Raw genomic sequence first — 25,702 nt, forward strand, 5'->3', positions numbered from 1 at the left:
TATTTATATTTTTTTAAAACCTATTTTTTGAATATTGTTTTTCCTTCTTTAATAGTTTCTAAAACCTGAATATTTTTAATTTCCATAGGATCTACCTTTAGGGGGTTTTTGTCTAAGAGCACAAAGTCAGCCAATTTGCCAGTGGTTAAAGTGCCTTTTAAATTTTCATCGAAAAATTCATAAGCGGCAAAAGAGGTTATGGCTTGCAAGGCGAAATAAGGTGTTGTTCTTTCGGCTAAACCAATTACAGCGCCTGAACGTGATACGCGATTCACTGCAGTCCAAACGGTGAAAATAGGATTAATTGGTGTAACCGTAGCATCAGAATGATTGGTTGGTTTTAAACCCAAACTCTTAGCAGTAACCATCGGACTAAGAAAATCGGCACGCTCTTTACCTAAGTTTTGTACGTGCACGTCACCCCAAAAATAAGCGTGATTCGTGAAAAATGAAGGTTGCAAATTGTATTTTACAAATAACTGCAACTGATCTGGTCGCGCAAATTGAGAATGAATAATAATCGTTCTTCGGTCTTTATCTAAAGGTTGTTTTAATTTTTCACAGGCATTTTTATGTGCCAATAGTGCCATGTCAATTGTGGCATCACCATTACAATGAATAAATAACTGATTGTCTTTATTATAGGCCGTTTCAAACAATTTATTTAATGCGTCTTGGGTCAAACTTGGTAAACCACGGCAATCGTGATGGCAGCCAGGAACTTCGGTTAGGAATGGCTTACTAAAAAAAGCCGTTTTGCCTTGTGGAGAACCATCGGCCACGATTTTGGTTCCTTGCACTTTAAAACCGTTTTTATAGGTTTTAAATCTAAGTGAAGTGTCTGCCAAATTACTGTCTAATTCAGAATAGCCCGCAAGCGAAATTAAATCAATTTTGAATTTTCCAGAATCGGCTTGCGACTGAAAAAATCGAATTGTATTTCTATCCGTCATCCCATCTTGTGCAGTTGTTATTCCGTTCGAAGCGTAATAGTTTTGAGTAGTGTCAAAATATTCGGCTTGTTTAGAGCCTAAAATTTCTAACATACCTCTTACAAAAGGATACATTGCGGTCTCTTGAACGAGTCCCGTTGGTTCTTGAGAGTTAGGAAAACGATCAATATTACCACCATCTGGATTTTTAGATCGTGCTGAAATTTTTAATTTCTCAAGACCCATTGTATTGGCAACGCCCATGTGACCACTAGTATGCTGCAAATAAACAGGATTATTAGGTAAAACTTTATCAATGTCCTTTTTGTTTGGATGTCTTTTTTCCGCCAATTGCCCATCATCGTAGCCCCAACCAAAAATCCACTCACCATCGGCGATATTATTTTTTTCTTTATATTTTTTAAGATTATCCAAAATGTCATCGATATTTTTAACGGTTCCCACTGGTTCTGGATTCAAGTCTACTTGACCCATAGTGTTGGAAACCATCCCAAAGTGACTGTGCGGATCAATAAAGCCCGGTAATAAAGTATGACCTTTCAAGTCAATTTCTTCTGAATTTTTGTACTTAGATTGAACTTCTGTTTTACTTCCCACCCATACAATTTTTCCATTTTCAACAACTACTGCTTCGGCATATGTTGGTTCATCTCCTTCCATCGTTAGAATATCACCATTGTAAAATAACTTTGAATTTTGGCTTACAATAGCTTTGTCTTCTTTACAGCTGAATAAAGAAAAAAGTACAATTACATAAATGATTTTTTTCATCTTTTTAGGATTTTAGAATTGAATACTAAATACATAGCATTTTAAAAGCTTATCTACCGCAGTTTAAATTTCAATTAAATTAAACATTTTTTATCCAAAAAAGAAAATTGCAAAAGATTTAATTGCTGAAAATATATTTTAAATCGTTGAGTCCATTTTTTTTAACCTAGCAAAACAGTCGTAGCGAATGTGAAATATATTATGAAAGTCTTATTTTTCTCTCGCAGATCGTGATTACCTATTATAAATAAAAACCTTTTTTAGATTTTAAAAGTAGGTTACTTTACCGTATATATTATTTTTTATATGCATTCAATACGTAGTTTAATTCAAAATAATCTACTTCTTAAAAAGCAAAGGTCGCAATGATTAAAATTTATCACTGCGACTTTTTTATATTTCGTCCAAAATGTATTCTTGAATTAGTTCCCCAATTCTAATACTAAACTTGATTTTGCTTCTATTGTAATTTCAGATCTTAAATTAATAGTTTTATCTGAAATGACATCTTTGCCCGTTGTGAAAGTTCCGATATTTTGTTTAAAACGATCTGTTTTTATGGTTTGCACCGTTTTGTTATTATTGATGATAACCATAACTGTTTTCTCGTTGTTGTAACGGTAATAGACATATATATTATTTTCCGGAATGTAATGTGTCATTTTTCCAGTATGAACCGCAGCATTGGTTTTACGCCATTGAAATAATTTCGATGTATAATTGAAATACTCTCTTTGAACGCTTGTTCTGCCTGCGTCAGTAAAAGCATTGTTAGCATCTCCTTCCCATCCACCAGGAAAATCTTGACGAATATCGGCATCTCCTTTGCTTTTGTCTCCGCCCATACCGATTTCTGAACCGTAATACAATTGTGGAATACCACGAACGGTCGCCAATAAACTCATAACTAATTTATACTTCGCCAAATCGTATTTGTATAAATCATTAATTCTGTTTGTGTCGTGATTTTCTGCAAAAACCAATAAATTATTTGGATTAGGATACAAATAATCCAAAGCAAAATTATTATAAATTTTAATCATACCATTATCCCAAGTCGCCTCATCGTCATTAAATACCGAACCAATTTGATCTTGAAAAGTAAAATCCATTACACTTGGCAAATTCGAGTTGTAGTTCTCAATCGCTCCAATTTTACTGTCTTTTTGCCAATACGACAATTGCGCCTGATTGTGCATCCAGATTTCACCCACAATATTAAAGTTTGGATATTCGTCGGTCACTGCTTTTGCCCAATTTGCCATTGCTGTAGGATCAGAATAGTTGTAAGTATCTACTCTAAATCCATCCAAATTGACATATTCAATCCACCAAATGGCATTTTGAGTTAAGTATTTTGCCACTAGCGGACTTCTCAAGTTTAAATCTGGCATCGAAGGAACAAACCAGCCATCAATACACACTTCTAAATCTCCTTTTGAAGCATGAATATCGGTAATAACTTCGCGTCGGTGGTGCGTTTGGGTATACTGTTCAAATTGATTGATCCAGTTTTTAGTGGGTAGATCCTTCATCATCCAATGGGTAATTCCCCAATGATTGGTCACATAATCCATTACCAGTTTCATGTCTTTTTTGTGCATTTCGTTCGCTAGGCGCACATAATCTTCATTCGTTCCGTAACGTGGATCTATTTTATAAACATCAGATTGTGCGTAGGTATGATAAGAGAAAGTTGCGTCACTGTCCTCGTTCATTGGCGTACTCCATATAGCAGTTGCACCCAATTCTTTGATGTAATCTAAGTTTTTTATAATTCCTTCAATGTCCCCGCCGTGTCTTCCGCCAGGTAAGGCACGATTTACTTTTTCGGCTAGCGATGAGTTGCTGTCATTCTTTGGATTACCATTGGAAAAACGATCCGGCATGATTAGATACATTACATCCGAAGCATCGTAACTTTCTCGATTAGAAGAATCAGCTCTTCGTTCTTTCAGACTGTATTTTTGAGTAAAAGTTACTTTGTTTTTTTTATTTTTAAATGAAAACACGTACTCCGTTGCTTTGCTGTTTTTGGTATCGATTGTAACGAATACGTAATTGGGGTTTTCTGTTCTTTCGATCTTTGTAATCGCTATAGAAGGAGAAATCGAAGGCTCGTAGCTTGCAATGTTGTTTCCGTAAAACATGATTTGCAATTCTGAATTGTGCATCCCTGCATACCAAAACGGCGGTTCTACTTTCTGAATTTGCGCTTTCGCGGAAGTAACAAACAACAGCAGTACTATTATTATTTTAGTAATAAAATAGGTGGTTTGATAATTTGCTTTTTGAGTAATCATAGCTTTTATTTTTTAACGCGATTGAAATCGGAACCTTTAATTCTAAAGTTTACAAAACCTTCGAATTATAGTTATATTATCTTTAAAGCCTACAAGATCATAATTAAGACCTTGCAGGGTACTATCAGATTTAAAAAAAGGCAAGTAGTTTTTTGGGAGAAACTACTTGCCTTTAGAAATTATTTAGTTTCTATAATACTGATGGCATAACCGCCACCTGGAGCCGAAACTTGTGCTAATTTTGATTTACTAGTTATCTTGATGGTACGTATCGTATACGCTTGCGGATTGGTTTTATAATTAGCATCTGTTGCATCTGCATAAATAGTTGCCGTGTATTTTTTTCCTTTTTCTAAGAAATCAAATGCAATGTTCGACGTTCTGCTCGCCACTCCATTTACATTTCCAACAAACCAATTGTTTGTTCCTTTTGCTTTGCGAGCCACGGTAATGTATTTCCCTGGTTCTGCTTCTATATAGTTACTTTGGTCCCAATCGATAGCAACATCTTTGATGAATTGAAATGCATCTGGAAATTGTTTGTAATGTTCAATAAGATCAGCTGCCATTTGCAACGGACTGTACATAGTAACGTACAAAGCCAATTGGTTAGCAATAGTACTGTTTACGTGCGAATTATTGTCTGGGTTTAATTTGCTAACGTCCATTTCAAAAATTCCAGGCGTGTAATCCATTGGTCCGCCGATTAAGCGAGTAAAAGGTAAAACAGTCACGTGGTTTGGTTTAGACCCTCCAAAAGCCTGGTATTCTGTTCCACGCGCCGATTCGTTTCCAATTAAGTTTGGGTACGTTCTCGAAATTCCTGTTGGGCGAACCGCTTCGTGTGCATTAACCATTATTTTATAATCGGCAGCTTTTTCAATAGCATACTGATAATGATTGACTATCCATTGGCTGTAATGGTTTTCACCTCTTGGTAAAATATCACCTACATAACCACTTTTGACTGAAGTGTATCCATTGTCGTTCATAAATTGATACGCTTTGTCCATGTGACGTTCGTAATTGCGAACAGAGCTCGAGGTTTCGTGGTGCATCATCATTTGGACCCCTTTCGATTTGGCATATTCATGAATTCCTTTTACATCAAAATCGGGGTAAGGCGTTACAAAATCAAAAACATAATCTTTAGAATGACCGAACCAATCTTCCCAACCTTGATTCCAACCCTCTACTAAAACGGCATCAAAACCATTTTCTGCGGCAAAGTCAATGTATTCTTTTACGTGAGCGGTGTTGGCTCCGTGGGTGCCATTTGGTTTGGCTTTGCTATAATCGGTCACGCCCAATTGTACCGAGGGAAAATCGTTTGTGTAAGCCCAAGAGCTTTTTCCTGTAATCATTTCCCACCAAACACCAATGTATTTTACTGGTTTAATCCAAGAGGTATCTTCAATTTTGCACGGATCATTTAAATTCAATGTCATTTTTGATGCTAAAATAGTACGCGCATCATCGCTTACCATAATGGTCCTCCAAGGCGAATGATTTGGCGCTTGCATGTATCCTTTATCTCCTTTAGCATCTGGCGTTAACCACGATTCGAAAATCATGTTTTTATCATCTAAATTTAAATGCATGCACGAATAATTAATAAGTGCTGCTTCGTGTAGATTGATGTACAAACCATCTGCTGATTTCATCATTAATGAGGTCTGAACTCCGGTAGTAGAAAATGATTTTTGAGAAACATTTGCCGTATAGGCTTTTTCAGACAAGCCTCTAATTTCAGATAATTTAGATTCAGTGTAATCGTATTCTTGGGTGTCGTAATCGCCAGGAATCCAAAATGCCGTATGATCGCCTGCCATAGCAAACTGACTTTTTTCTTCCTTAATTACAAAATAAACTAGATTTTTTTGAGATGGAAATTCATATCTAAATCCCAACCCTTCATTGAATAAACGAAAGCGAATAATGATTTGACGTTCTGTATCTTTTTGATTTAAAGTAACTGCCAATTCATTGTAATTGTTACGAATTTGATTGACTTCGCCCCAAACTGGTTTCCAAGTTTCATCAAAAGTGCTGTTTTTACTGTCGACAATTGTAAAATCATTCACCAATGACTTTTTATCATCTTTCAGTTCCAATCCCAACTTACTGGTTTTAATCACCGCTTTATTTTTGTAGGTTAACGCATAAGTGGGCGTCCCGTCTTTTTGAAGCGAAAACTGCATGACTAACTTTCCATCGGGAGATTTTAAGTCTTGCGCAATTGCCCAATTTCCGAACAATAAGCAAATGCAAAGGATACTAATAAATTTTTTCATATCTGTATAATTTAAAAAAATGAAACAACCCCAAAATGAAGTGGGATTGTTTTAAAATAAAAGGAACTAACACAACTAACTTTATAATGAAAAACGTACTAGAAGTTCTTCAAAATATTTTTTACGCCATTACCGAGTGACCAGCAATGACTTTTTCTCCGTTTACAATTATCGTTAAATCTTGATCGCCATCCACTGTAAATTGATTGCCGCTGTGACTTACATTCACTTTCAGAATTTGATTTCTGAAATTAATTTTAAATGAATATGCCTTCCATTCTTTTGGAATTTTTGGCGCAAAATGCAGTTCGTCATTTTTAACACGCATGCCACCAAAACCTTCTACAATACTCATCCAAGTTCCCGCCATTGAAGTAATGTGACAACCTTCTTCGACTTCTTTATTGTAATCATCTAAATCAAGACGAGAAGTTCTTAAATAAAATTGATACGCCATATCCATTTTGTCTAAAGCCGCAGCTTGAATGGAGTGGACACAAGGCGACAGTGAGCTTTCATGAACCGTAAATGCTTCGTAAAATTCGAAATTGCGTTGTAATTCTTCTTTCGAAAAGTGATCTTCAAAGAAATAAAAACATTGCAACACATCGGCTTGCTTGATATACGGTGAACGAAGTACACGATCCCAAGACCATTTTTGATTGATCGGTCGCTGTGCTTTATCTAACTCTTTTACAGGAACTAACTCTTTATCTAGAAATCCGTCTTGTTGCAAATAAACGCCTAATTTCTCTGATTTTGGAAAGTACATAGTATCAGCCACTTTTTTCCATTTCGAAATTTCAAGTTCTGATAAATTTGTTTTTTCAATGATGCGACAGAAGTCCGAATTGTATTCGTTCTTCACTTTTTCGATTTGCTTTGCTGCATAATCAATGCACCATTTGGCAATATAATTGGTGTAAAAATTATTATTGATGTTGTTCTCGTACTCGTTGGGACCCGTAACTCCTAATATTACATATTGCTTTTTAGGTTCAGAAAAAGTCGCTCTTTGGTGCCAGAAACGGGCAATTGCAATCAGTACTTCTAATCCTTTTTCAGGAATATACGAGTAATCTCCTGTGTAGCGGTTGTAATTGAAAATCGCAAAAGCAATCGCTCCATTTCGGTGAATTTCTTCGTGTGTGATTTCCCATTCGTTGTGGCATTCTTCACCATTCATAGTAACCATTGGGTACAGCGCCGCTCCGTCTTTAAAACCTAAATTATTTTGAGCGTTTTCAATCGCCTTATCCAATTGATTGTAACGGTACGTCAATAAATTACGCGCCACTTGCTGGTCTTTGGTCGCCATGTAAAACGGAATGCAATAGGCCTCGGTATCCCAATAGGTTGAACCGCCATATTTTTCGCCCGTGAAACCTTTTGGTCCGATGTTCAAGCGGCTGTCTTTACCCAAATAGGTTTGATTGAGCTGAAAAATGTTAAAGCGAATTCCTTGTTGTGCTTTGACATCACCATCAATTGTAATGTCTGACATTTCCCAAATTTTTCCCCAAGCTTCAATTTGTTCCGCCAACAATTGATCATACCCTTTATTTAAGGCTTCTTTAATCACTTTTTCAGCAGCAATTTGTGTGTTACTGTGGTTTAGAGAAACCGTGTAGCCACCAATTTTCTGGATGGTTGCGGTTTTACCTTTTCCAGCAATAGTTCCATACGTATACTGTGCTTTTTCGGCAGTTGTATCTGTCGAAGAAGCCGAGATGTGACTTATTTCGCCATTACTAAAAATGCTGTTGTGCATAAAAGTAGTGACTTTAAAATGAGTTTTAAAGGTTTGAGCCGTTACAAAAGCTTCATTTCCAGATTTTTTTACTTCTAGAGGTTCCCAGAATTTTTCATCCCAATTGGCATCTTCGTTGGTAACACCAGCATCGATATAAGGTTTAAAAATAATTTTAGCATCTTTATTTAAAGGAGTAATAGCATACTTAATCACGCCAACCTCATCTAGATTTAACGAAAGAAAACGACGCACATTGACGGCAATTTCGGTTCCGTTTTGCAAAGTAGCTTCAAAAGAACGATTGTACCAACCTTCCTTCATATTTAATTCACGGCGAAAATGATTTACTTTCACGCAAGTGTTTAAATCCAATTTCTCTTCGTTGATTTCAACATCAATTCCGATCCAGTTGGGTGCGTTCAATACTTTTGCGAAATATTTTGGATAGCCATTCTTCCACCAGCCCACTTTGGTCTTGTCAGGATAATAGATACCCGCAATATAACTTCCTTGAAAGGTCTCTCCCGTATATTTTTCTTCAAAATTGGCACGCTGTCCCATAGCACCGTTGCCGATACTAAAAAGACTCTCAGACGATTTTACTCTCTCGGCATCAAATCCTTCTTCAATTATGGACCAATTGTCTGGCTGTATATAATCTTGATTCATTTTTTTTATGATTTAAAGATTTAAGAATTTATGATTTTAAAGAATTTATACTTCAAATGTTCAGTCCTTAAATCATTAATTTTTTTAATATTTCAATAATTAAATATTTCAATTATTTAATTAGTTTCTCAATAAATGCTAACCCCATTTCATTAAAGTCTGTAAAAACGTAATGCGCTTCATTTAATATCTCAGCTTTGCCGATACCAACACTAATCATTTGGGCGGCATTGGCTGCTTGAATTCCGGCAACTGCATCTTCAAAAACAATTGCATTTTCTGGTATAATATTTACCTTTTGAGCGCCTATTAAAAAAACTTCAGGATCTGGCTTGGCGTTGGTCACATCATTACCATCGACCACGGCATCAAACAAATCTATAATTCCTGTTTTTTCTAAAATCGGACGTGCATTTTTACTCGCAGAACCCAAAACGATTGCTTGATTTTTTTCTTTTAAAAATTGTAAAGTCTCCAAAACGCCTGGCAACAATTCGCTAGAATCCATGTCGACTAAATACGACAAGTAATCGGCGTTTTTTTGAGCCAACCATTGGTTCTTTTGTTCTACCGTGGCCGTTATATTTCCTAGTTCAAGGATAATATCCAGCGAGCGAATGCGACTTACTCCTTTTAAAAGTTCGTTGTGTTCGTGGGTAAAATTAATTTGTAAAGCATCCGCAATTTTTTTCCAAGCTAAATAGTGGTATTTGGCTGTATCCACAATAACACCATCTAAATCAAAGATGAATGCTTTTTTAGGTACTGAATTCATTGTTTTTTTATTGAGGTTTTTTATTGTTGAACGTCGTCAACATCTTTTACTTTGTACACTAAAGCAGCTGCAATTAAAAAACTGACTCCGCTAGTAATTAGGGCATAAATAGCATCACCATTGTACAGGTACTTTACAATTGGTCCGCCGATAAGTGCATTTATAATTTGAGGTATTACGATAAAGAAATTGAAAATTCCCATGTAAACGCCCATTTTTTTAGGCGCGATTGAACCCGCGAGAATGGCATAGGGCATCGCTAAAATGCTTGCCCAAGCTACCCCTATAAGAACCATTGGTAGAATTACCCAATTTTCATCCGGCATAAAATAAATTCCGATTAATCCAATCCCACCAATAACTAATGAGGTGGCGTGCGTCGCTTTACGGCCTATTTTTTTGGCGATGTACGGTAAGAAAAACAAAGCAATAATTGCGGAAACTAAATTGTAGACACCAAATAAAATTCCGACCCAGTCGGCTGCATCTTGGTATTGCTGACTCGAAGTGTCGTCTAGTGGCAGACCGTAAATGTGATGCGCAATAGCAGGAGTGGTAAAAACCCACATTCCGAAAAGACCGAACCAAGAAAAGAATTGCACCCAACTAAGCTGACGCATTGTGGTAGGCATTTTCGCAAAATCGGTAAAAATATCACTCAGTTTTGATTTCTCGGTTTCAGAAACTTCGATTTTGTTTTGCGGATTGTTAAAAGCATCCAATTCTTCGGGAGAATATTCTTTGGTGGTAACCATGGTGACCAAGATCGAACCAATTAAAATTACCGCGCCAATAATGAAAGACAGTGTTAAGTTATAGGGAACACTTCCAGTGGCTGAAATATTTGAGATTCCGAACCATTTGGTCAACACATAGGGTAAAGCAGAACCAATTACGGCTCCAAAACCAATTAATGCAGTTTGAATACTAAATCCTGCGGTACGCTGATCGGTTCTCAAATTATCGCCTACTAGCGCACGGAAAGGCTCCATGGCAATGTTAAACGAAGCATCCATAATCATTAACATTCCGGCTCCAACCCACAATGCTGGCAGAATAGAAATAAAAATATCGGCTTGCGGCATCAAGATTAATCCTACCGAGGCGAGAACAGCTCCAATTAAAAAGAACGGTTTTCTACGGCCGAAACGTCCCCAAGTTTTGTCGCTATAATGTCCAATGATCGGTTGAACAATCAAGCCCATTAAAGGAGCGATTATCCAAAACCAAGATAATTCATGTACGTCGGCACCAAATATTTGAAGTATTCTACTAGCGTTTGCGTTCTGAAGGGCAAACCCCATTTGTATTCCTAGAAATCCGAAACTCATGTTCCAAATTTCCCAGAAACTTAATCTACGCTTTTCCATTATCGTAATTTGAATTGGATACGATAAGCGCTTTGCTTATCAAAACTGAACTTATTTTTCGAAGTAAAAGTAAAAGTTTTGACTGGGTGTAAATTTATAAATAATTTCTTTACATACGCAAACAAAAAAGCCATTAAAATAATTAATGGCTTTATTCTTTTATAATGAGAGTGAAACTAATCGGTTGATTCTCTTTCAATAAGGTGAGTTTCTATGACTTCAGTGACGTAGTTTTCATCTTCATTTTCGTCTTCATTTTCTAATCGATCAATAAGAATTTGTGCCGCTTTATTGCCCATTTTAGCACCACTTTGACTCACTGTTGTAATAGTTGGGGTAGAATATTTAGAAATTATGCCGTCAGTAAACGCAATAACCGCTAAATCTTCGGGAACTTTTAATCCTCTTTTATTGGCTGTTTTAATGATGGTTACCGCAAATAATTCGTTCACTGCAAAGACTGCATCAATTAATTTGTCTTCCAGCAATTGAGAGATAGTAATTTCGCAAGTTTCTACATCTTCAATTTTAATAATTAGTTCTTCGTCAAACGGAATTCCATTATCCAATAATGCTTTTACATAGCCATCGGTTCTCAATTTACCAACACTCACATAATCTACAGTAGTTACCAAGGCAATTCGTCGTCTTCCTTTATCAATTAAACTTTGTACGGCCTCATAAGCGGCAGATTTATCATCGATAATTACTTTATCGCATAAAATTTCGTTGGTAACGCGATCAAACATCACCACGGGCATTCCTTGATTGATTACTTCGGTAATGTGATGAAAATCAGCTTTAAATTGTGTTTCTTTTGATAAGGACATAATGAAACCATCTATACTTCCATTGGCCAACATTTCCATATTTAAGACTTCTTTATCAAAAGAATCATCAGACAAGCAGATAATTACACTGTATCCGTTTTCATTGGCCACATGTTCTATTCCGTTAATAACTGTCGAAAAAAAGTGATGTACAATCTCGGGAATGATAATTCCAATGGTTTTTGTCTTGCGGTTCTTGAGACTTAAGGCGATATTATTGGGCTTATAATTGTAAAATTTGGCAAAAGCTTGCACTTTTTCGCGCGTTTCGACACCAATTTCGGGACTGTTTCGTAAAGATTTGGAGACCGTAGAAATAGAAACATCTAATTCTTTGGCTATTTGTTTAAGGGTGACTTTTCGTTTCATACTATAATTATTATATAAATTATATTCGCATTAAAGGTACTTTAATATTTAAAAATCAATAATTTAATCGTCAAAAACTCCTGTAAATAATAAAGTTTTCAACACTATCACGTTTTCGTAATGGTTTTAAAATTGCGTTTTGTCGAGCGTGTTAATAAATCTATAAATTTGGAATTCGAAGTAAAATTAAAAGTTAAAAATTATTAACCAAACGCAAACTAATATTTAAACAAAAAAGGATGAAAGCAATTTACAAAAAGTTGTTATTTTTATTTTTACTACTGCCTTTCAGTATTCTGGCTCAGAATACTATAAGTGGGGTTGTGCTAGATCAAGCATCTGGACAACCTATACCAGGAGCAAACATAAACGTACAAGGAACTCCTACGGGAGCATCGACAGATTTTGATGGTAGATTTACATTAAACGATGTAAAGCAAGGAGACAAAGTCATGTTTTCTTTTATCGGTTACACGACACAAACAGTTATTTTTGCTGGTCAAAAGTCGATATCGATTTCGTTAAGCGAAGATGCCAATCAATTGAAAGAAGTTGTAGTGCAAGTGGGTTACGGAACTGTTAAGAAAAAAGACGCAACAGGCTCTGTATCACAAATCTCTACTAAAGATTTTAACAAAGGACAAAACGTTACGCCAGAAACTTTAATTAGCGGACGTATTTCGGGTGTAAACGTAACCGGAAGTGGAGCACCAGGTGCCAAAGCGGACATTCGTATTCGTGGAGGATCTTCGTTAAGTGCTTCCAACGAGCCTTTAATTATATTGGATGGATTGCCATTGAGCAATTCGGTTCCCGATGGATCAAAAGGTATTTTATCTACCATAGATCCTAACGATATTGAGTCATTTACAGTTCTTAAAGATGCTTCAGCTGCTGCAATTTACGGTTCTCGTGCTGCAAATGGAGTTATTGTTATTACAACCAAAAAAGGTTCAAAAGGCGGTATCAAGGTTAACTTTTCTTCACAAGTGGGTGTGAATACGGTTGCCAATACGGTAAATGTTTTGAGCGCAGATCAATTTCGCACTTTTGTAAATGAAAACGGAACGGATAAGCAAAAAGCAATTATGGGAACTGCTAGTACAAACTGGCAAGACGAAATTTTTCATACCGTATTAACGGCCGATAACAATATTTCGGTAAGCGGTTCTTTATTTGACAAAGTGCCAGCGCGTTTATCTGTTGGAAACACAAATAATCCTGGAATTTTAAAGAACACTAGTTTCGAAAGAACTACGACTTCGTTGTCTTTAAATCCTGTTTTATTCGACAATCATTTAAAAATTGACCTTAGCGGAAACTTATCTTTCGGAAAAAACAGATTTCAAGATGAAGGTAGAGTAATTGGAAGTGCTATTGGATTTGATCCAACACAATCTGTTTACGATTCAAATTCTCGTTACGGCGGTTACTACGAATGGCTAGAATCTAGTGGAAACGTAAATTTATTAGCGGCTAAAAATCCAGTTGCTTTGTTAAATCAAACGAACAACCGATCTGAAACAACTAGAAAATGGGGTAACATTCGTTTGGATTATAAATTACATTTCTTTGAAGACTTAAGAGCAGTTGTAGAAATGGGAATTGACCGATACGACAGTAGTGGATTTACAGAAGTAAGCAACGAAAGTATTTCGGGTTACCAACCAACCAACTTTAGTGATGGAGCTTGGACAAACTTAGGTGGCTATTCTCGCTTTACAGATGAAAGACAGAATAAGAACTTAAATGCTTATTTTAATTATACAAAAGACATTAATTTATTTAAAATTGATGCTACAGCAGGGTACAACTACCAATTGTTTCAAAGAGAAGGTTACACTTCTGGACAAACCAGACAGCCTAATCCTGTTGAAGATGTTGCAACTGATCCAGATATTAACTTGCAATCGTACTTTGGTCGTTTAAACCTTGGTTTTGATAGCCGCTATTTATTGACTTTGAATGCAAGAAGAGATGGTTCTTCTCGTTTTTCTGAAGCGAATCGTTGGGCTAATTTCTTTGGTGGTGCATTTGCTTGGAACATTTCAAATGAAGCATTCTTAAAAGATAATGAAACGTTGTCTACTTTAAAAGTAAGAGTTGGTTACGGTCAAACAGGTCAGCAAGACATCGATGCTTCTTACGATTATTTAAGACGTGTTTCTTTAGGAACAATTAACTCGCAATACATTTTTGGAAACACAATTTATCCTGTGGCAAGAACAGAAGGCTACAACGAAAGTATAAAATGGGAAGAGGTAAACGAGTTTAACGTTGGTATCGATTACGGATACATTAACGATAGAATTACAGGTTCGATTAACTATTTTGATAAAAAATCAAACGACTTATTAGCATACATCGCTTATCCTGATGGAGCAAATTTAAGAAATGCTGGTTTTGCAAATATTGGTGATTTACGTACGCAAGGTGTAGAGTTCAGTATTGAATCGGATGTGGTTAAAAATGATAATTTGACTTGGAACTTAGCGTTCAATACGACTTTCATTAAACAAGAAATCACCAATTTAGGAATCACAGTTCCAGGTTTTCAAGGATACACAACGGGTGATAATATTGCGGGAGGAACAAATAACAAAGTTCAAATTAATACGATTGGTTTTGCGCCAAACTCATTCTATGTATACGAGCAATTGTATGATGCAGACAAAAGACCTATTCAAGGTGCTTATGTAGATAGAAACCAAGATGGTGTTATTGATACACAAGATCGTTACCGCAATCACAAACCAGCGCCAGATTATACTTTTGGATTGTTTAGTACTTTAAGCTACAAGCAATTTGATTTTACAATGAACTGGAGAGCAAGTATGGGGAACTATATTTTTGATAACATTAGTTCTGATAAAGGATATTCTGACGCAGGATTGCGTAGAGATAGCGACTTATCAAACATAGCTGTTGATTACTACAACACCGGATTTAATTTTGAAGACAACGGAACGCAGCGCTATTTCTCTGATTATTTTATTAAAGACGCCTCTTTTGTCAAGTTAGACAATGTTACTGTTGGATATACTCTTGATAAATCTATTTTGCAAGTGGCTTCCCTTCGTTTTTCTGCAGGAGTGCAAAATGTGTTCACCTTAACAAAATACAACGGTTTAGATCCAGAGAAATTCAATGGTATAGATGGTAACATTTATCCAAGAGCTCGAACTTATTTGTTTGGTGTAAACGCATCATTCTAATTCGGAACTATTTTGAAATAATTAAAAAAATAAATAAAATGAAACTATCATTTAAATATATATCTTATTTTCTCCTACTAGTTTTAGGATTAAATCTGACGCTTACCTCATGCACGAGTGATTTGGATGTAACTCCAAAAGACGATGATGAGTTTTTATCTGAAACATTCTTTCAAGATCCAGCTTCGTACAAACAAGTATTAGCCAAATTGTATTCTGGACTTTTTGTCGGAGGTAACGATGGAGATGGAAAGCCAGATATTTCTGGAATTGGAGGGGATTTTAGCAGTTACTTGCGTTTGCTTTTTGTAATGCAAGAATTTACTACTGACGAAGCAATTATTGCTTGGGCAGATGGAACCTTACCGACAATGAACACTCAAAAATGGGCGCCAGCCAATGAGTTTTTATACGGAGTGTATTCTAGAGCTTTTTATGAAATCAGTTTGTCTAATGAATTTTTAAGACAAACAACCGATGAGAAGTTAGACGCTCGCGCAGTAGACGCCAACCTGAAAGCAGAGATTGCAAATTTTAGAGCAGAAGCTCGTTTTTTAAGAGCCTTCTCGTATTACAACTTGATGGATTTATTTGGAAATGTGCCAATTACAACAGAAAATGATCCTGTTGGATTTTACTATCCAGAACAAAAAACAAGAGCAGAAGTTTTTGCTTTCATCGAAAGTGAATTGAAAGATCTAGATGCAAGTTTAGTAGCTTCAAAAGCAAATGAATACGGTCGTATTGATAAAACAGCAGCTAAATTTTTATTGGCACAAATTTATTTAAATGCAAAAGTATATACAGGTACAGAAATGTACGGTGAAGCTGCAAAACTAGCCACAGATGTAATTAATAACTCGGGCTATACTATTGCAAATGTTCCGTACAAAAATCTTTTTGCTGCAGACAATAATACCAATGGGGCACAAAGCGAATTTATTTTTCCTATTGTAGCCGATGGTAATGCGATTAGACCTACAGGTGGTGGAATGAGCTTTATTTTACACGCCTCAATTGGTGGAAGTATGGACGCTGCCGCTCAAGGTATGGATGGTGGATGGCAAGGAATCAGAACTCGTAAAGAGTTTGTGTCTCTTTTTCCAGATGAAACTGCTACTGCAGATAAAAGAGGAACTTTTTATACAGATGGACAAAACTTGAGCATCACCAATGTTGGAACATTTACAGATGGTTATGCGGTTACTAAATTTACAAACGTAAAATCAGACGGTTCAAAAGCACAGCGTAATGATATTCCAGATACCGATTTTCCCATGTTTCGTTTGTCAGACATGTATTTAATGTATGCTGAATGCGCCGTAAGAGGCGCAGCTGGTGCCGATATGGGTACTGCAGTTGGTTATGTAAATCAATTGAGAACTAGAGCAAATGCTACCGCAATTACTGCAGGAAACATGAACCTTAATTTTATTTTAGATGAAAGAGGTCGTGAATTGTTTTGGGAATGCCACAGAAGAACCGATTTAATTCGTTTTGGAAAATTTACAGGCGGAGATAAAGTTTGGGAATGGAAAGGTGGAGTTCAAAGCGGTTCTGCTACAGCATCGTACCGAAATTTAATGCCAATTCCTGCTACAGCAATTCAGGCAAACCCAACATTAAAACAAAATACAGGATACTAACAACCAAATTTAATACCTAACAAAATGAAAAATATACACAAAATTTTAATCGCATTTGTAAGCATTCTTGCGGTTTCGTGTTCTGCCGATGATGTCGAGAACAGACCAGTTATTGAAAAAGGAACTACGCCAGAATTTGTTGCGCCAGAAACCGACAAACAGTTTGTTTTAGTTGAAGAAAATGCGACAAATCCGGCAGAACGTTTTGTATGGTCGGCAGCCACTTACTCAGATAATGTTGTCGTAGATTATACATTATTAATGGATGTTGCCGGTGGAGATTTTACAGCACCACAAACCTTGGCTACCGCAAGCAATAGTACACAAGCTTCGGTAAGTGTGAAAAACTTAAACCAAGCAGCAATCGAATTAGGAGCAGTTCCTGGCGAAGCAAAACAATTTGACTTAAAAGTAATGTCTAGCGTTTCTGGCGGAGTACCAATGGTATCTGCAGTTCCATTAACAATAAGTATAAATACATACTCAGGACTAATTGCTTACGAATTTACGGACTGGTATTTTGTTGGAGACGCAACTGTTTCGGGTTGGGATAATAACAAAGGAAACCAACCTTTATTCAGAAGTGGTACAAATCCAAAAGAATACATGTATACTGGTTTCTTCAAAAAAGGAGAATTCAAAGTAATTTCTAATCCCGGTAGCTGGACACCAATGCTTGGAAAAGCTGATGGCGTAAAAATGGCACCAAGAAATACAGACGCTGACGCTGATCCTGCAAATTTTGCTATTCCTACAGACGGATACTATACTTTTAAAATGAATACAGAAACATTAGCATATACTTTGGTAGCTTTTGATGCTGCAGCTGCGCAGTCGTATGCAACAGTTGGACTGATTGGAAGTAGTACTGCAAAAGGATGGGATGGATCTACCGCAATGACTCAATCTACTTTTAATTCTCATATCTGGACTTTAGGTGTAACTGCCTTAAACGATGGAGAAGCAAAATTTAGAGCAAATGATGCTTGGGATGTAAGTTGGGGAGGAAAAACTACTTTCTCTGGTGGAGGAACAGGAGACAATATTCCGGTGATAAAATCTAAATATTTAATTTATTTTAATGATTTAGACGGAAGCTACTTGATGATTCCTAACCAAGAATAAAGAGTAAACATATTGAAAGGCTATCTGAATAAGATAGCCTTTTTTTTAACTTATAGATTATGAAAAAAGTTCTACTATTTCTATTCGCGTTGTTTACGGTTTTAACCACAGCCCAAAAACAACAACAAGTTACCTATGCGGTAACGCCTGCCACTTTTGAGGAAACTCAATCGGTTGTCATAACAATAAACGGCAACAGCATCAACGAATCTTCTTGGGGTATAACAGATAATTCTTTGTATTTATGGGCTTGGGCTTTTGATACAGATGACACCACTCAAAAAGGAACTCCAAACAATGGAGACTGGACAGCATCAAGCGAAGCAAGTAAATTTACATACAATGCGGCCACAGATACGTATACCAAAACAATTACTCCAACGACTTACTACAATATAACAGGAATAGGAAAAATCGGGTTTTTAGTAAAAGCTAAGAATGGTACTGACGATAAGAAATCACAAGATATTTTGGTTGAGGTTGGCTCGTTTCAAGTCAATTTAACTTCGCCTGTGCAAAATAGCACTACCGTTCTTACTTCTGGAGCAAGCTTTACCATTGCTGCAACCAATACCAACGGAAACGCGAGTTATAGTTTAACGTCAAATGGCACGATACTAAATTCCAATTCAAGCACCGCTTCGTACTCGTATACCCAATCTGCGGTTACAGCCAACCAAAATTATGAATTAACGGTTACACAGGGTACAACAGTAAGTACTAAAAAATTCTCAGTTGTTGTTCATTTAAATACTGTTTCTGAAGTACTGCCTACTGGATTAGTAGACGGAATTAATTATGACAATTTAGACGCCGCAAAAGTGACTTTGGTTCTAGATGCACCGTTAAAAGATTTTGTTTATGTAGCAGGAAGTTTTAATAATTGGCAACCTTCATCGGCTTATGCTATGAAAAAAGACCCAACGACCGGAAAGTTTTGGTTGACACTAACAGGATTAGTTTCGGGAACCAATTATACGTATCAATATTGGGTGGTCGATGCAACTCCTTTAGCAGGATCACCTGCAATGGTAAAAACTGCAGATCCGTACTCGACTTTGGTATTGTCACCATTTGACGATGCGGGAATTCCGACTCCAAGTTATCCAAATATGCCTGTTTATCCGGTAGGACAACAATTTGAAGTTACTGTTTTAAAAACGGGTCAAATGCCATACAAGTGGCAAGTGACTAATTTTGTAAAACCAGCCAAAGATAATCTGGTAGTATACGAAGTTTTAGTTCGGGATTTTGATGCGAATCGAAATTTTCAAGATCTAATAAATAAAATGGATTATTTTAAAAGTCTTAAAATAAATGCGATTGAGCTATTGCCTGTAATGGAATTTGAAGGCAACGAAAGTTGGGGATACAACACTTCGTTTCACATGGCTTTGGATAAATTTTATGGTAGTTCGGACAAGTTGAAAGAGTTAATCGATTTGTGCCATCAAAACGGAATCGCGGTCATTTTAGATGTGGCTTTAAATCATGCTTTTGGTCGCAATCCGATGGTTCGTATGTGGATGAACGATCCTGATGGTGATGGTTTTGGTTCGCCAACAACAGAAAATCCATATTTTAATACTGTAGCAAAACACACGTATAATGTAGGCGAAGATTTCAATCACCAATCTCCTAGAACTCAAAATTATGTTCAACGTGTAATTAAACAATGGGTTCAAGAATATAAAATTGATGGATTTCGTTGGGATTTAACCAAAGGATTTACGCAAAATTGTACGGCTGCCGATGAAAGTTGCACCAATTCCTATCAGCAAGATAGAGTAGATGTGCTGAAATTGTATGCTGATTATTCTTGGAGTTTAGATCCAACACATTACGCTATTTTCGAACATTTAGGAAGTGCTACCGAAGAACAACAATGGGCAAATTATCGAATTGCCGAGACTCCAAGTAAGGGAGTGATGATGTGGGGGAACATGAATAATGAGTACGGAAAACTTGCAAAAGGATACGCAGGAAACATTTCAGGAATGACTAATACGAGTCGTGGTTTTACTGCGAATAGACTAATTGGATATCCCGAAAGTCATGACGAAGAACGCTTGATGTATTATGCTAAAAAAGACGGCAATAGTTCCAATGCTTCCCATAACGTCAAAGATCTCAATATTGGTTTGTCTCGAATGTCAGCAATAGGAGCGGTTTCATTATTGATTCCGGGTCCAAAAATGATTTGGCATTTTGGAGATTTAGGTTGGGATACTTCCATCTTTTCTTGCAATAACGGCACTGTAAATGATAATTCGGCAGCTTTGCCTGGAGATTGTAAATTAGACACCAAGCCGCAGCCACAATGGACAAATAATTGGTTGGCAGATACCAATAGAAGCGCTGTTCATAAAAATTGGTCTAATATGATCGCTTTAAAAACAACAGAGCCTGTGTTTTTAGGTACAGCTACCGTTGCAAATAGCAGTTCTTTACTGCCTAATATAAAAATTACCAACAACAACTTAGTAGCGACAGCACTAAAAGATGTCTTGGTACTAGCTAATTTTGATGTAACCAATAAAGAAGTAGTTACAGGTTTTCCATATGTAGGAACTTGGTACAATTTAATGGATAATAAGGCGCTGATTGTAACCGATTTAAACATGACCGTTGCCATTCCAGCTGGAGGATTTAGAGTTTTTGGAAACCAGAAAACAAGCTTGGATTTTAGTACGCCCAATTTTTCTTTACCCAAAAATAATTTTACCATTGAATCAAAAGGAGAATCGTGCCTCAATAAAAACAACGGTTCGATAAGTGTCTCTGCCTTAGAAGCTCACAAGTATACAGCTACACTAAATGGAGCATCTTATTCTTTTGTAAATAATACATTTTCAGTAGATGGCTTAGCTCCCAATGTCTATTCGCTATGCATTGGTGTCGAAGGCGAATCCTACGAGCAATGCTACACAATCACTATTCAAAAAGGAGCTACGATTACTGGAAAGTCTTCTGTTGTTGCCGACAAAGTAGTGATCGAAATTTTTGAGGGTACTGCTCCATTTCAAATTTCAATAAACGGATCAGAGCAGTTTGAAACTAGTAATTCGTCTTTTCTGGTTGCGGTCGAGAAAGGAGATTTAATAGAGGTAAAAACAGCTAAAGCCTGTGAAGGTGTTTTTTCAAAAAGTATAGATACATGGTCAAAAGAAGTAAAGTTATTTCCAAATCCTACCTCTGGAAGTTTTGAAGTTTCGGTTACTACTTCAGAACGAGAAGTGGAAATTGGAATTTATAATACTGCTGGAACACTTCTTTCAAAAAAAATGTATCCTGTGGCTAATAACAAAATACAGATGAATTTAGATAACCAATCCGCAGGAATCTATTTCGTTAAAATAGAGTTGGACACTCCGTCAATAGTAAAAATCATAAAAAAGTAGAAATGAAAAAGTTTTTTTATCTAGCAGGACTTAGTTTGTTTTTAGTGGCTTGTGGAAAAAACACAGATGATCCCGCGCAGCCCGAATTAAATACTGCGCCGTCTGTGCCCACAATAGTTGCCCCCGCCAATGCGAAGTTGTGTGTTAATAATATCGTGTTTTTTCAATGGAATGCGTCGACAGATGCTAATAAAGATGTTATTTCGTATCAAATACAAATTGCAACCGACAATCAGTTTGCGCAAATTGTGAAGACACAAGAAGCTACTGTTACCGACCAAACTTTTACTTTAGAAAAAAATAAAGCCTATTACTGGCGAGTAAAAGCGACCGACAATAAAAATGCTTCTAGTGCGTATTCTTCGGTTAGTACGTTTTATACGGAAGGGAATGCCAAGCAGAATCATTTGCCTTTTGCGCCAGAATTACTGCTGCCAGCAGCAAATTCGGTGGTAAGTTCGGGTACGGTTAACCTAAGTTGGACTGCTTTAGATGCCGACGTTAATGATCGCTTAAGCTATGACGTATATGTAGGGCCGACCAACCCGCCTACTGCACTAAGTGCTCAAAATAGTGATGCTGCCCAATTCAGTCTTAATGCTGTTGCAGCTACTAATTATTATTGGAAAGTAGTTGTAAAAGACAATAACGGTGGCGAAACAATTGGTCAAGTTTGGAATTTTAAAACGAACTAAATCTTCGTAGTTTGATAGTAAATAGTTAGTGAATTTGTTTTTTTAGAGGAAAAAGCTGCCTTATTTTAGGCAGCTTTTTTGTGTTTAAAATTCAAAAAGTTTATTGAAATTTGTACAAAAGCTGTACGAACAAATTATGGAACAATTGAAACATGCGATCAATGAAGATTACCTCAAGAAAGTAGATGCCGATAAAAAAAGTATTTATTGCCACCACGATCTTATGGGAGAATTATTTGTTCCGACTCACCAACACCTAAAAGCGCAACTGCTCTATACCGAAGGAGATGTGGTTTTTGTGATTACCGATTCCAAATCTTATTTTTTGCCTGCTCGTCATTTTATATGGCTTCCAAGTGGTGTAGCGCACAGTATTCATCCTAAATCGGGAAAAGTAATTATGCGAAATTTGTATTTTCCTACCGAAGCAAATGAAGATGTATTTTACCAAATAGAAGGTATTTATCCCGTTAATGATTTACTACTACAAATGATGCTTTTTACCAATAGATGGAGCGGCGATCTAAAAAAGGGAACCGCAAATTTTGTTATCGCAAGCGGTATCAAAGCAATTCTTCCGCAACTTTGCCTGCGTAATTTACCTTTAGAGTTGCCAAAAGCCAAAGATGAACGCTTGAGTAAAATTTTAAAATTTATCGATAACTCAATAGGAGAGCCTATTTTGTTTACTCGAGTTGCAGAGCAGTTCGGTTATAGCGAACGCTCTTTGTATCGCTTGTTTCAGAACGATTTGGGCATGTCTTTTATGCAATATTATACCATAAGGAGAATTATTAAAGCAATCGAATTATTGCTAGACAGAAAGCTTTCTATAAAAGAAATTGCCGAAAAAGTAGGCTACAGTAGTGTGCCGACTTTTAGTAATACTTTTTATAAAATACTACGACAACGCCCCTCTGATTATCTAAATCAAACGGGAATTCTAGAGCAATCAGTAGATTGATTTCGTCGTAGAGATGACTGTAGAGTAGGACCGATATCGTTTTTTACGAATGTCCGAAATGAATACGATGTTGTCTTTTTAAGATAATCAGTCAATACAAAAAATGTAAGAACTTTGCATCTCAATTTATTTGATGCAATGATAATACCTAAAAAAAGTACGCTCTTGACAGATCCATTTTTTAAAAAAATGCTTCTTGTCCTTGTTTTATTTGGCCTAAATTCTTTAAAAGCGCAGCAAAATAATTTCTTATCACTTCGAGAAGCGTTGCAGATCGCCAAAGAAAATAATCTATCCATTCTGAAATCACAATTAGATATACATCTTTTAGAGGAAAATGTAAAAGAAAGTAAAGAACTCCGTTTGCCCGATGTTGAAATTAGTGGCGGGTATTCTCGTATTTCAAATTTGACTCAATTTAAAAGTAGTTTTATGAAAGAAAAGGAAGTTGTACACACCATTCCTGAAATGTATGATCTTAAAACCGACTTTAGAATGCCTCTTTATGCTGGTAATAAAATTAATAATGCGATTGAAATTGCCAAACAACAGGTTGAAATTGCTGGAATTACTAAAGAGAAAGTCGAAAATGATGTTCAGCTACTGGTTATTTCGACCTATTTAGAAATTTATAAATTGAGGGAACTTCAGAAAATTATCGAGGAAAACATCAAAGAAGAACAAAATCGGCTGAAAGAAGTGCACTCCCTACAAAAGCACGGAACCGTTACCAAAAATGAGGTGCTACGTGCAGAATTACAGCTGACCGATCGTGAATTGACCGCATTAAACAATTCGAAGAATATTCAAATTTTACTGCACGATTTTAAAACCTTATTGCAATTGCCCGAAGAACAAGAAATTAGTGTTGACAGCAGTGCAATTATAAACGAAAATAAAGTTGATCCGTACGATTTGTATTTGAGCCGCGCTTTGAATAACGAAGACATTCGAATTGCGAATCAACAAGTGAATATTAGAAAAACAGAAATGAATTTGATTAAAGGGAATTATTATCCGAGCATTAATTTTTTTGGAAATTATGCTCTAAAATATCCCAATTATATGTTTTTTCCGCCAGAACCATATTTGTATAGTTTAGGTCAAATTGGTATAGAAGCTCGTTTTGATCTTTCGGAACTGTATAAAAATAAGACTAAAATGCACATAGCGGATACAAAATTAGAATGGCAAAAAATGGAAACTAAAATTGTAAAAGATAAAGTACAAGATGAGTTGTATAAAAACCACGTGCATTATCAAGAAGCTATAGAGACGTTTAAGGTGGTTGATAAATCGTTAGAGTTAGCAGAGGAGAATTACCGCATCGTCAAAGTAAAATACCTCAATCAGTTGGTTTTAATAACCGAAATGGTCGATGCAGACAATTCATTATTGCAAGCCAGATACAGTAAAATTGCCACTCGAATCGATGCAGCAATGAAGCATTATAAATTGCTCCATACCGCAGGTTTATTAAAAGAAGAATTTAAATTATAATAAAAACACGAGATACATCCAATGACAAATAAAAGTAATAAAACAAATCATATTTTTCACGTTTTTGTAAAATTAATCGCGCTACTGCTCATAGCAAGCGGAATTATTTTGGGGATTTGGTTTTATATTTTTAATGCCAATCACGAAGAAACCAACGACGCCCAAATTGAGCAATATGTAACCCCAATTATGTCCAGAATTACGGGTTATGTACAAGAAGTTCGTTACGAAGAAAATCAATTTATACATCAGGGAGATACGTTGTTAGTGATCGACAATCGCGAATATAAAGCTAAGTTAGAGGTGGCTTTGGCCGATGTAAATTTAGCGAAACAAAATACGATCGTAGCCCAAAAAAATGTGGCGACCACAGCGGGTAGTACTGCAATTGGTGAGTCACAGTTAAAAGCGGCTCAAACTAATCTTTTTAAAACGAAGTTGGAGTTTCAGCGTTACACAGCTTTGTTGGCCGAAGATGCGGCAACAGAGCAACAAGTAGAAAAAGTAAATGCCGATTATGAAGCAGCTCAAGCACACTATCAAGAGATGAAAGACCGAATTCGATTGGCTAATTTGAGCACATCGCAAGCAGCTGCGAATGTGCCTTCCGTACAAACATTAATTCAGGCAAAGCAAGCGGTCGCAGATCATGCCGCACTCTTTTTCTCGTACACAATAATAACAGCTCCGTATGACGGTTGGGTTGGTAAAAGAACGATTCAACGCGGACAGTTAATTAAAGAAGGGCAAACTGTAGTGTCTATAGTAAGCAAAGAGAAATGGATTACAGCTAATTTTAAAGAAACGCAATTGCAATATTTGAAGGTGGGACAAGAAGTAAATGTGGAAGTCGACGCAATGAGTGGAGTTAGTTATGTCGGAACCATCAGTAGTATTTCACCTGCTAGTGGTGCACGTTTTTCGCTACTTCCGCCAGATAATGCGACAGGTAATTTTGTAAAAATTGAACAGCGAATTCCAGTAAAAATTAAACTTAAAGAAATGAATAAGCAGTCCGATTTTTTGAGAGCAGGCATGAACGTAAAAGTCATCGCAGAAGATCGTTAGT

15 protein-coding genes are annotated in these 25,702 nt (G+C 36.4%); 8 read left to right on the forward strand and 7 right to left on the reverse strand.

Annotated elements, in window-relative coordinates:
- Nucleotides 1-20: 20 nt before the first annotated feature.
- The 7 genes from AP058_RS15275 to AP058_RS15310 form a co-directional block, all read right to left on the reverse strand.
- Nucleotides 21-1,724 carry an amidohydrolase gene (locus AP058_RS15275; RefSeq protein WP_082706673.1) on the reverse strand — a complete coding sequence of 568 codons (1,704 nt, stop codon included), beginning with the start codon at nucleotides 1,722-1,724 and terminating at the stop codon, nucleotides 21-23.
- A gap of 422 nt (nucleotides 1,725-2,146) precedes the next feature.
- Nucleotides 2,147-4,027, reverse strand: coding sequence for a glycoside hydrolase family 13 protein (locus AP058_RS15280; protein WP_066312801.1), 1,881 nt, complete (start codon nucleotides 4,025-4,027; stop codon nucleotides 2,147-2,149).
- A gap of 179 nt (nucleotides 4,028-4,206) precedes the next feature.
- Nucleotides 4,207-6,321: a glycoside hydrolase family 97 protein gene (locus tag AP058_RS15290; RefSeq protein ID WP_066312811.1), complete on the reverse strand. Its 2,115-nt coding sequence runs from the start codon at nucleotides 6,319-6,321 to the stop codon at nucleotides 4,207-4,209.
- 121 nt (nucleotides 6,322-6,442) lie between these two features.
- Complete coding sequence (locus tag AP058_RS15295; protein WP_066312813.1) at nucleotides 6,443-8,743, reverse strand: glycoside hydrolase family 65 protein; 2,301 nt, start codon at nucleotides 8,741-8,743, stop codon at nucleotides 6,443-6,445.
- Between the two features lie 112 nt (nucleotides 8,744-8,855).
- Nucleotides 8,856-9,518, reverse strand: coding sequence for a beta-phosphoglucomutase (pgmB, locus tag AP058_RS15300; RefSeq protein ID WP_066312815.1), 663 nt, complete (start codon nucleotides 9,516-9,518; stop codon nucleotides 8,856-8,858).
- A 20-nt stretch (nucleotides 9,519-9,538) separates the two neighbouring features.
- The gene (locus tag AP058_RS15305) at nucleotides 9,539-10,888 is read right to left on the reverse strand and encodes an MFS transporter (RefSeq protein WP_066312822.1); all 1,350 of its coding nucleotides are present in this window, start codon (nucleotides 10,886-10,888) and stop codon (nucleotides 9,539-9,541) included.
- A 176-nt stretch (nucleotides 10,889-11,064) separates the two neighbouring features.
- On the reverse strand, nucleotides 11,065-12,087 hold the full coding sequence (locus AP058_RS15310) for a LacI family DNA-binding transcriptional regulator (protein WP_066312824.1): 1,023 nt from the start codon (nucleotides 12,085-12,087) through the stop codon (nucleotides 11,065-11,067).
- 239 nt (nucleotides 12,088-12,326) lie between these two features.
- Here AP058_RS15310 and AP058_RS15315 point away from each other — a divergent pair, with 239 nt between their 5' ends.
- The 8 genes from AP058_RS15315 to AP058_RS15350 all read left to right on the forward strand — a co-directional run bounded on the left by AP058_RS15315 (nucleotide 12,327) and on the right by AP058_RS15350 (nucleotide 25,701).
- The gene (locus AP058_RS15315; RefSeq protein WP_066312825.1) at nucleotides 12,327-15,302 is read left to right on the forward strand and encodes a TonB-dependent receptor; all 2,976 of its coding nucleotides are present in this window, start codon (nucleotides 12,327-12,329) and stop codon (nucleotides 15,300-15,302) included.
- Nucleotides 15,303-15,340: 38 nt separating this feature from the next.
- Nucleotides 15,341-16,948 carry a RagB/SusD family nutrient uptake outer membrane protein gene (locus tag AP058_RS15320; protein ID WP_066312826.1) on the forward strand — a complete coding sequence of 536 codons (1,608 nt, stop codon included), beginning with the start codon at nucleotides 15,341-15,343 and terminating at the stop codon, nucleotides 16,946-16,948.
- A 24-nt stretch (nucleotides 16,949-16,972) separates the two neighbouring features.
- Complete coding sequence (locus AP058_RS15325) at nucleotides 16,973-18,073, forward strand: SusE domain-containing protein (RefSeq protein WP_066312833.1); 1,101 nt, start codon at nucleotides 16,973-16,975, stop codon at nucleotides 18,071-18,073.
- Between the two features lie 59 nt (nucleotides 18,074-18,132).
- A complete protein-coding gene (locus AP058_RS15330) occupies nucleotides 18,133-21,474 on the forward strand; it encodes an alpha-amylase family glycosyl hydrolase (protein ID WP_082706674.1) in 3,342 nt (1,113 codons plus the stop codon).
- A gap of 2 nt (nucleotides 21,475-21,476) precedes the next feature.
- Nucleotides 21,477-22,169, forward strand: a complete 693-nt coding sequence (locus AP058_RS15335; RefSeq protein ID WP_066312836.1) for a hypothetical protein — start codon at nucleotides 21,477-21,479, stop codon at nucleotides 22,167-22,169.
- Nucleotides 22,170-22,305: 136 nt separating this feature from the next.
- Nucleotides 22,306-23,133: an AraC family transcriptional regulator gene (locus AP058_RS15340; protein WP_066312837.1), complete on the forward strand. Its 828-nt coding sequence runs from the start codon at nucleotides 22,306-22,308 to the stop codon at nucleotides 23,131-23,133.
- 138 nt (nucleotides 23,134-23,271) lie between these two features.
- Nucleotides 23,272-24,633: a TolC family protein gene (locus AP058_RS15345; protein WP_066312845.1), complete on the forward strand. Its 1,362-nt coding sequence runs from the start codon at nucleotides 23,272-23,274 to the stop codon at nucleotides 24,631-24,633.
- 21 nt (nucleotides 24,634-24,654) lie between these two features.
- A complete protein-coding gene (locus tag AP058_RS15350; RefSeq protein WP_066312847.1) occupies nucleotides 24,655-25,701 on the forward strand; it encodes an HlyD family secretion protein in 1,047 nt (348 codons plus the stop codon).
- The last annotated feature ends 1 nt before the right edge of the window (nucleotide 25,702 follow it).

Origin of the sequence: Flavobacterium sp. TAB 87 (assembly GCF_001529295.1) — a bacterium.
GTDB lineage: Bacteria > Bacteroidota > Bacteroidia > Flavobacteriales > Flavobacteriaceae > Flavobacterium.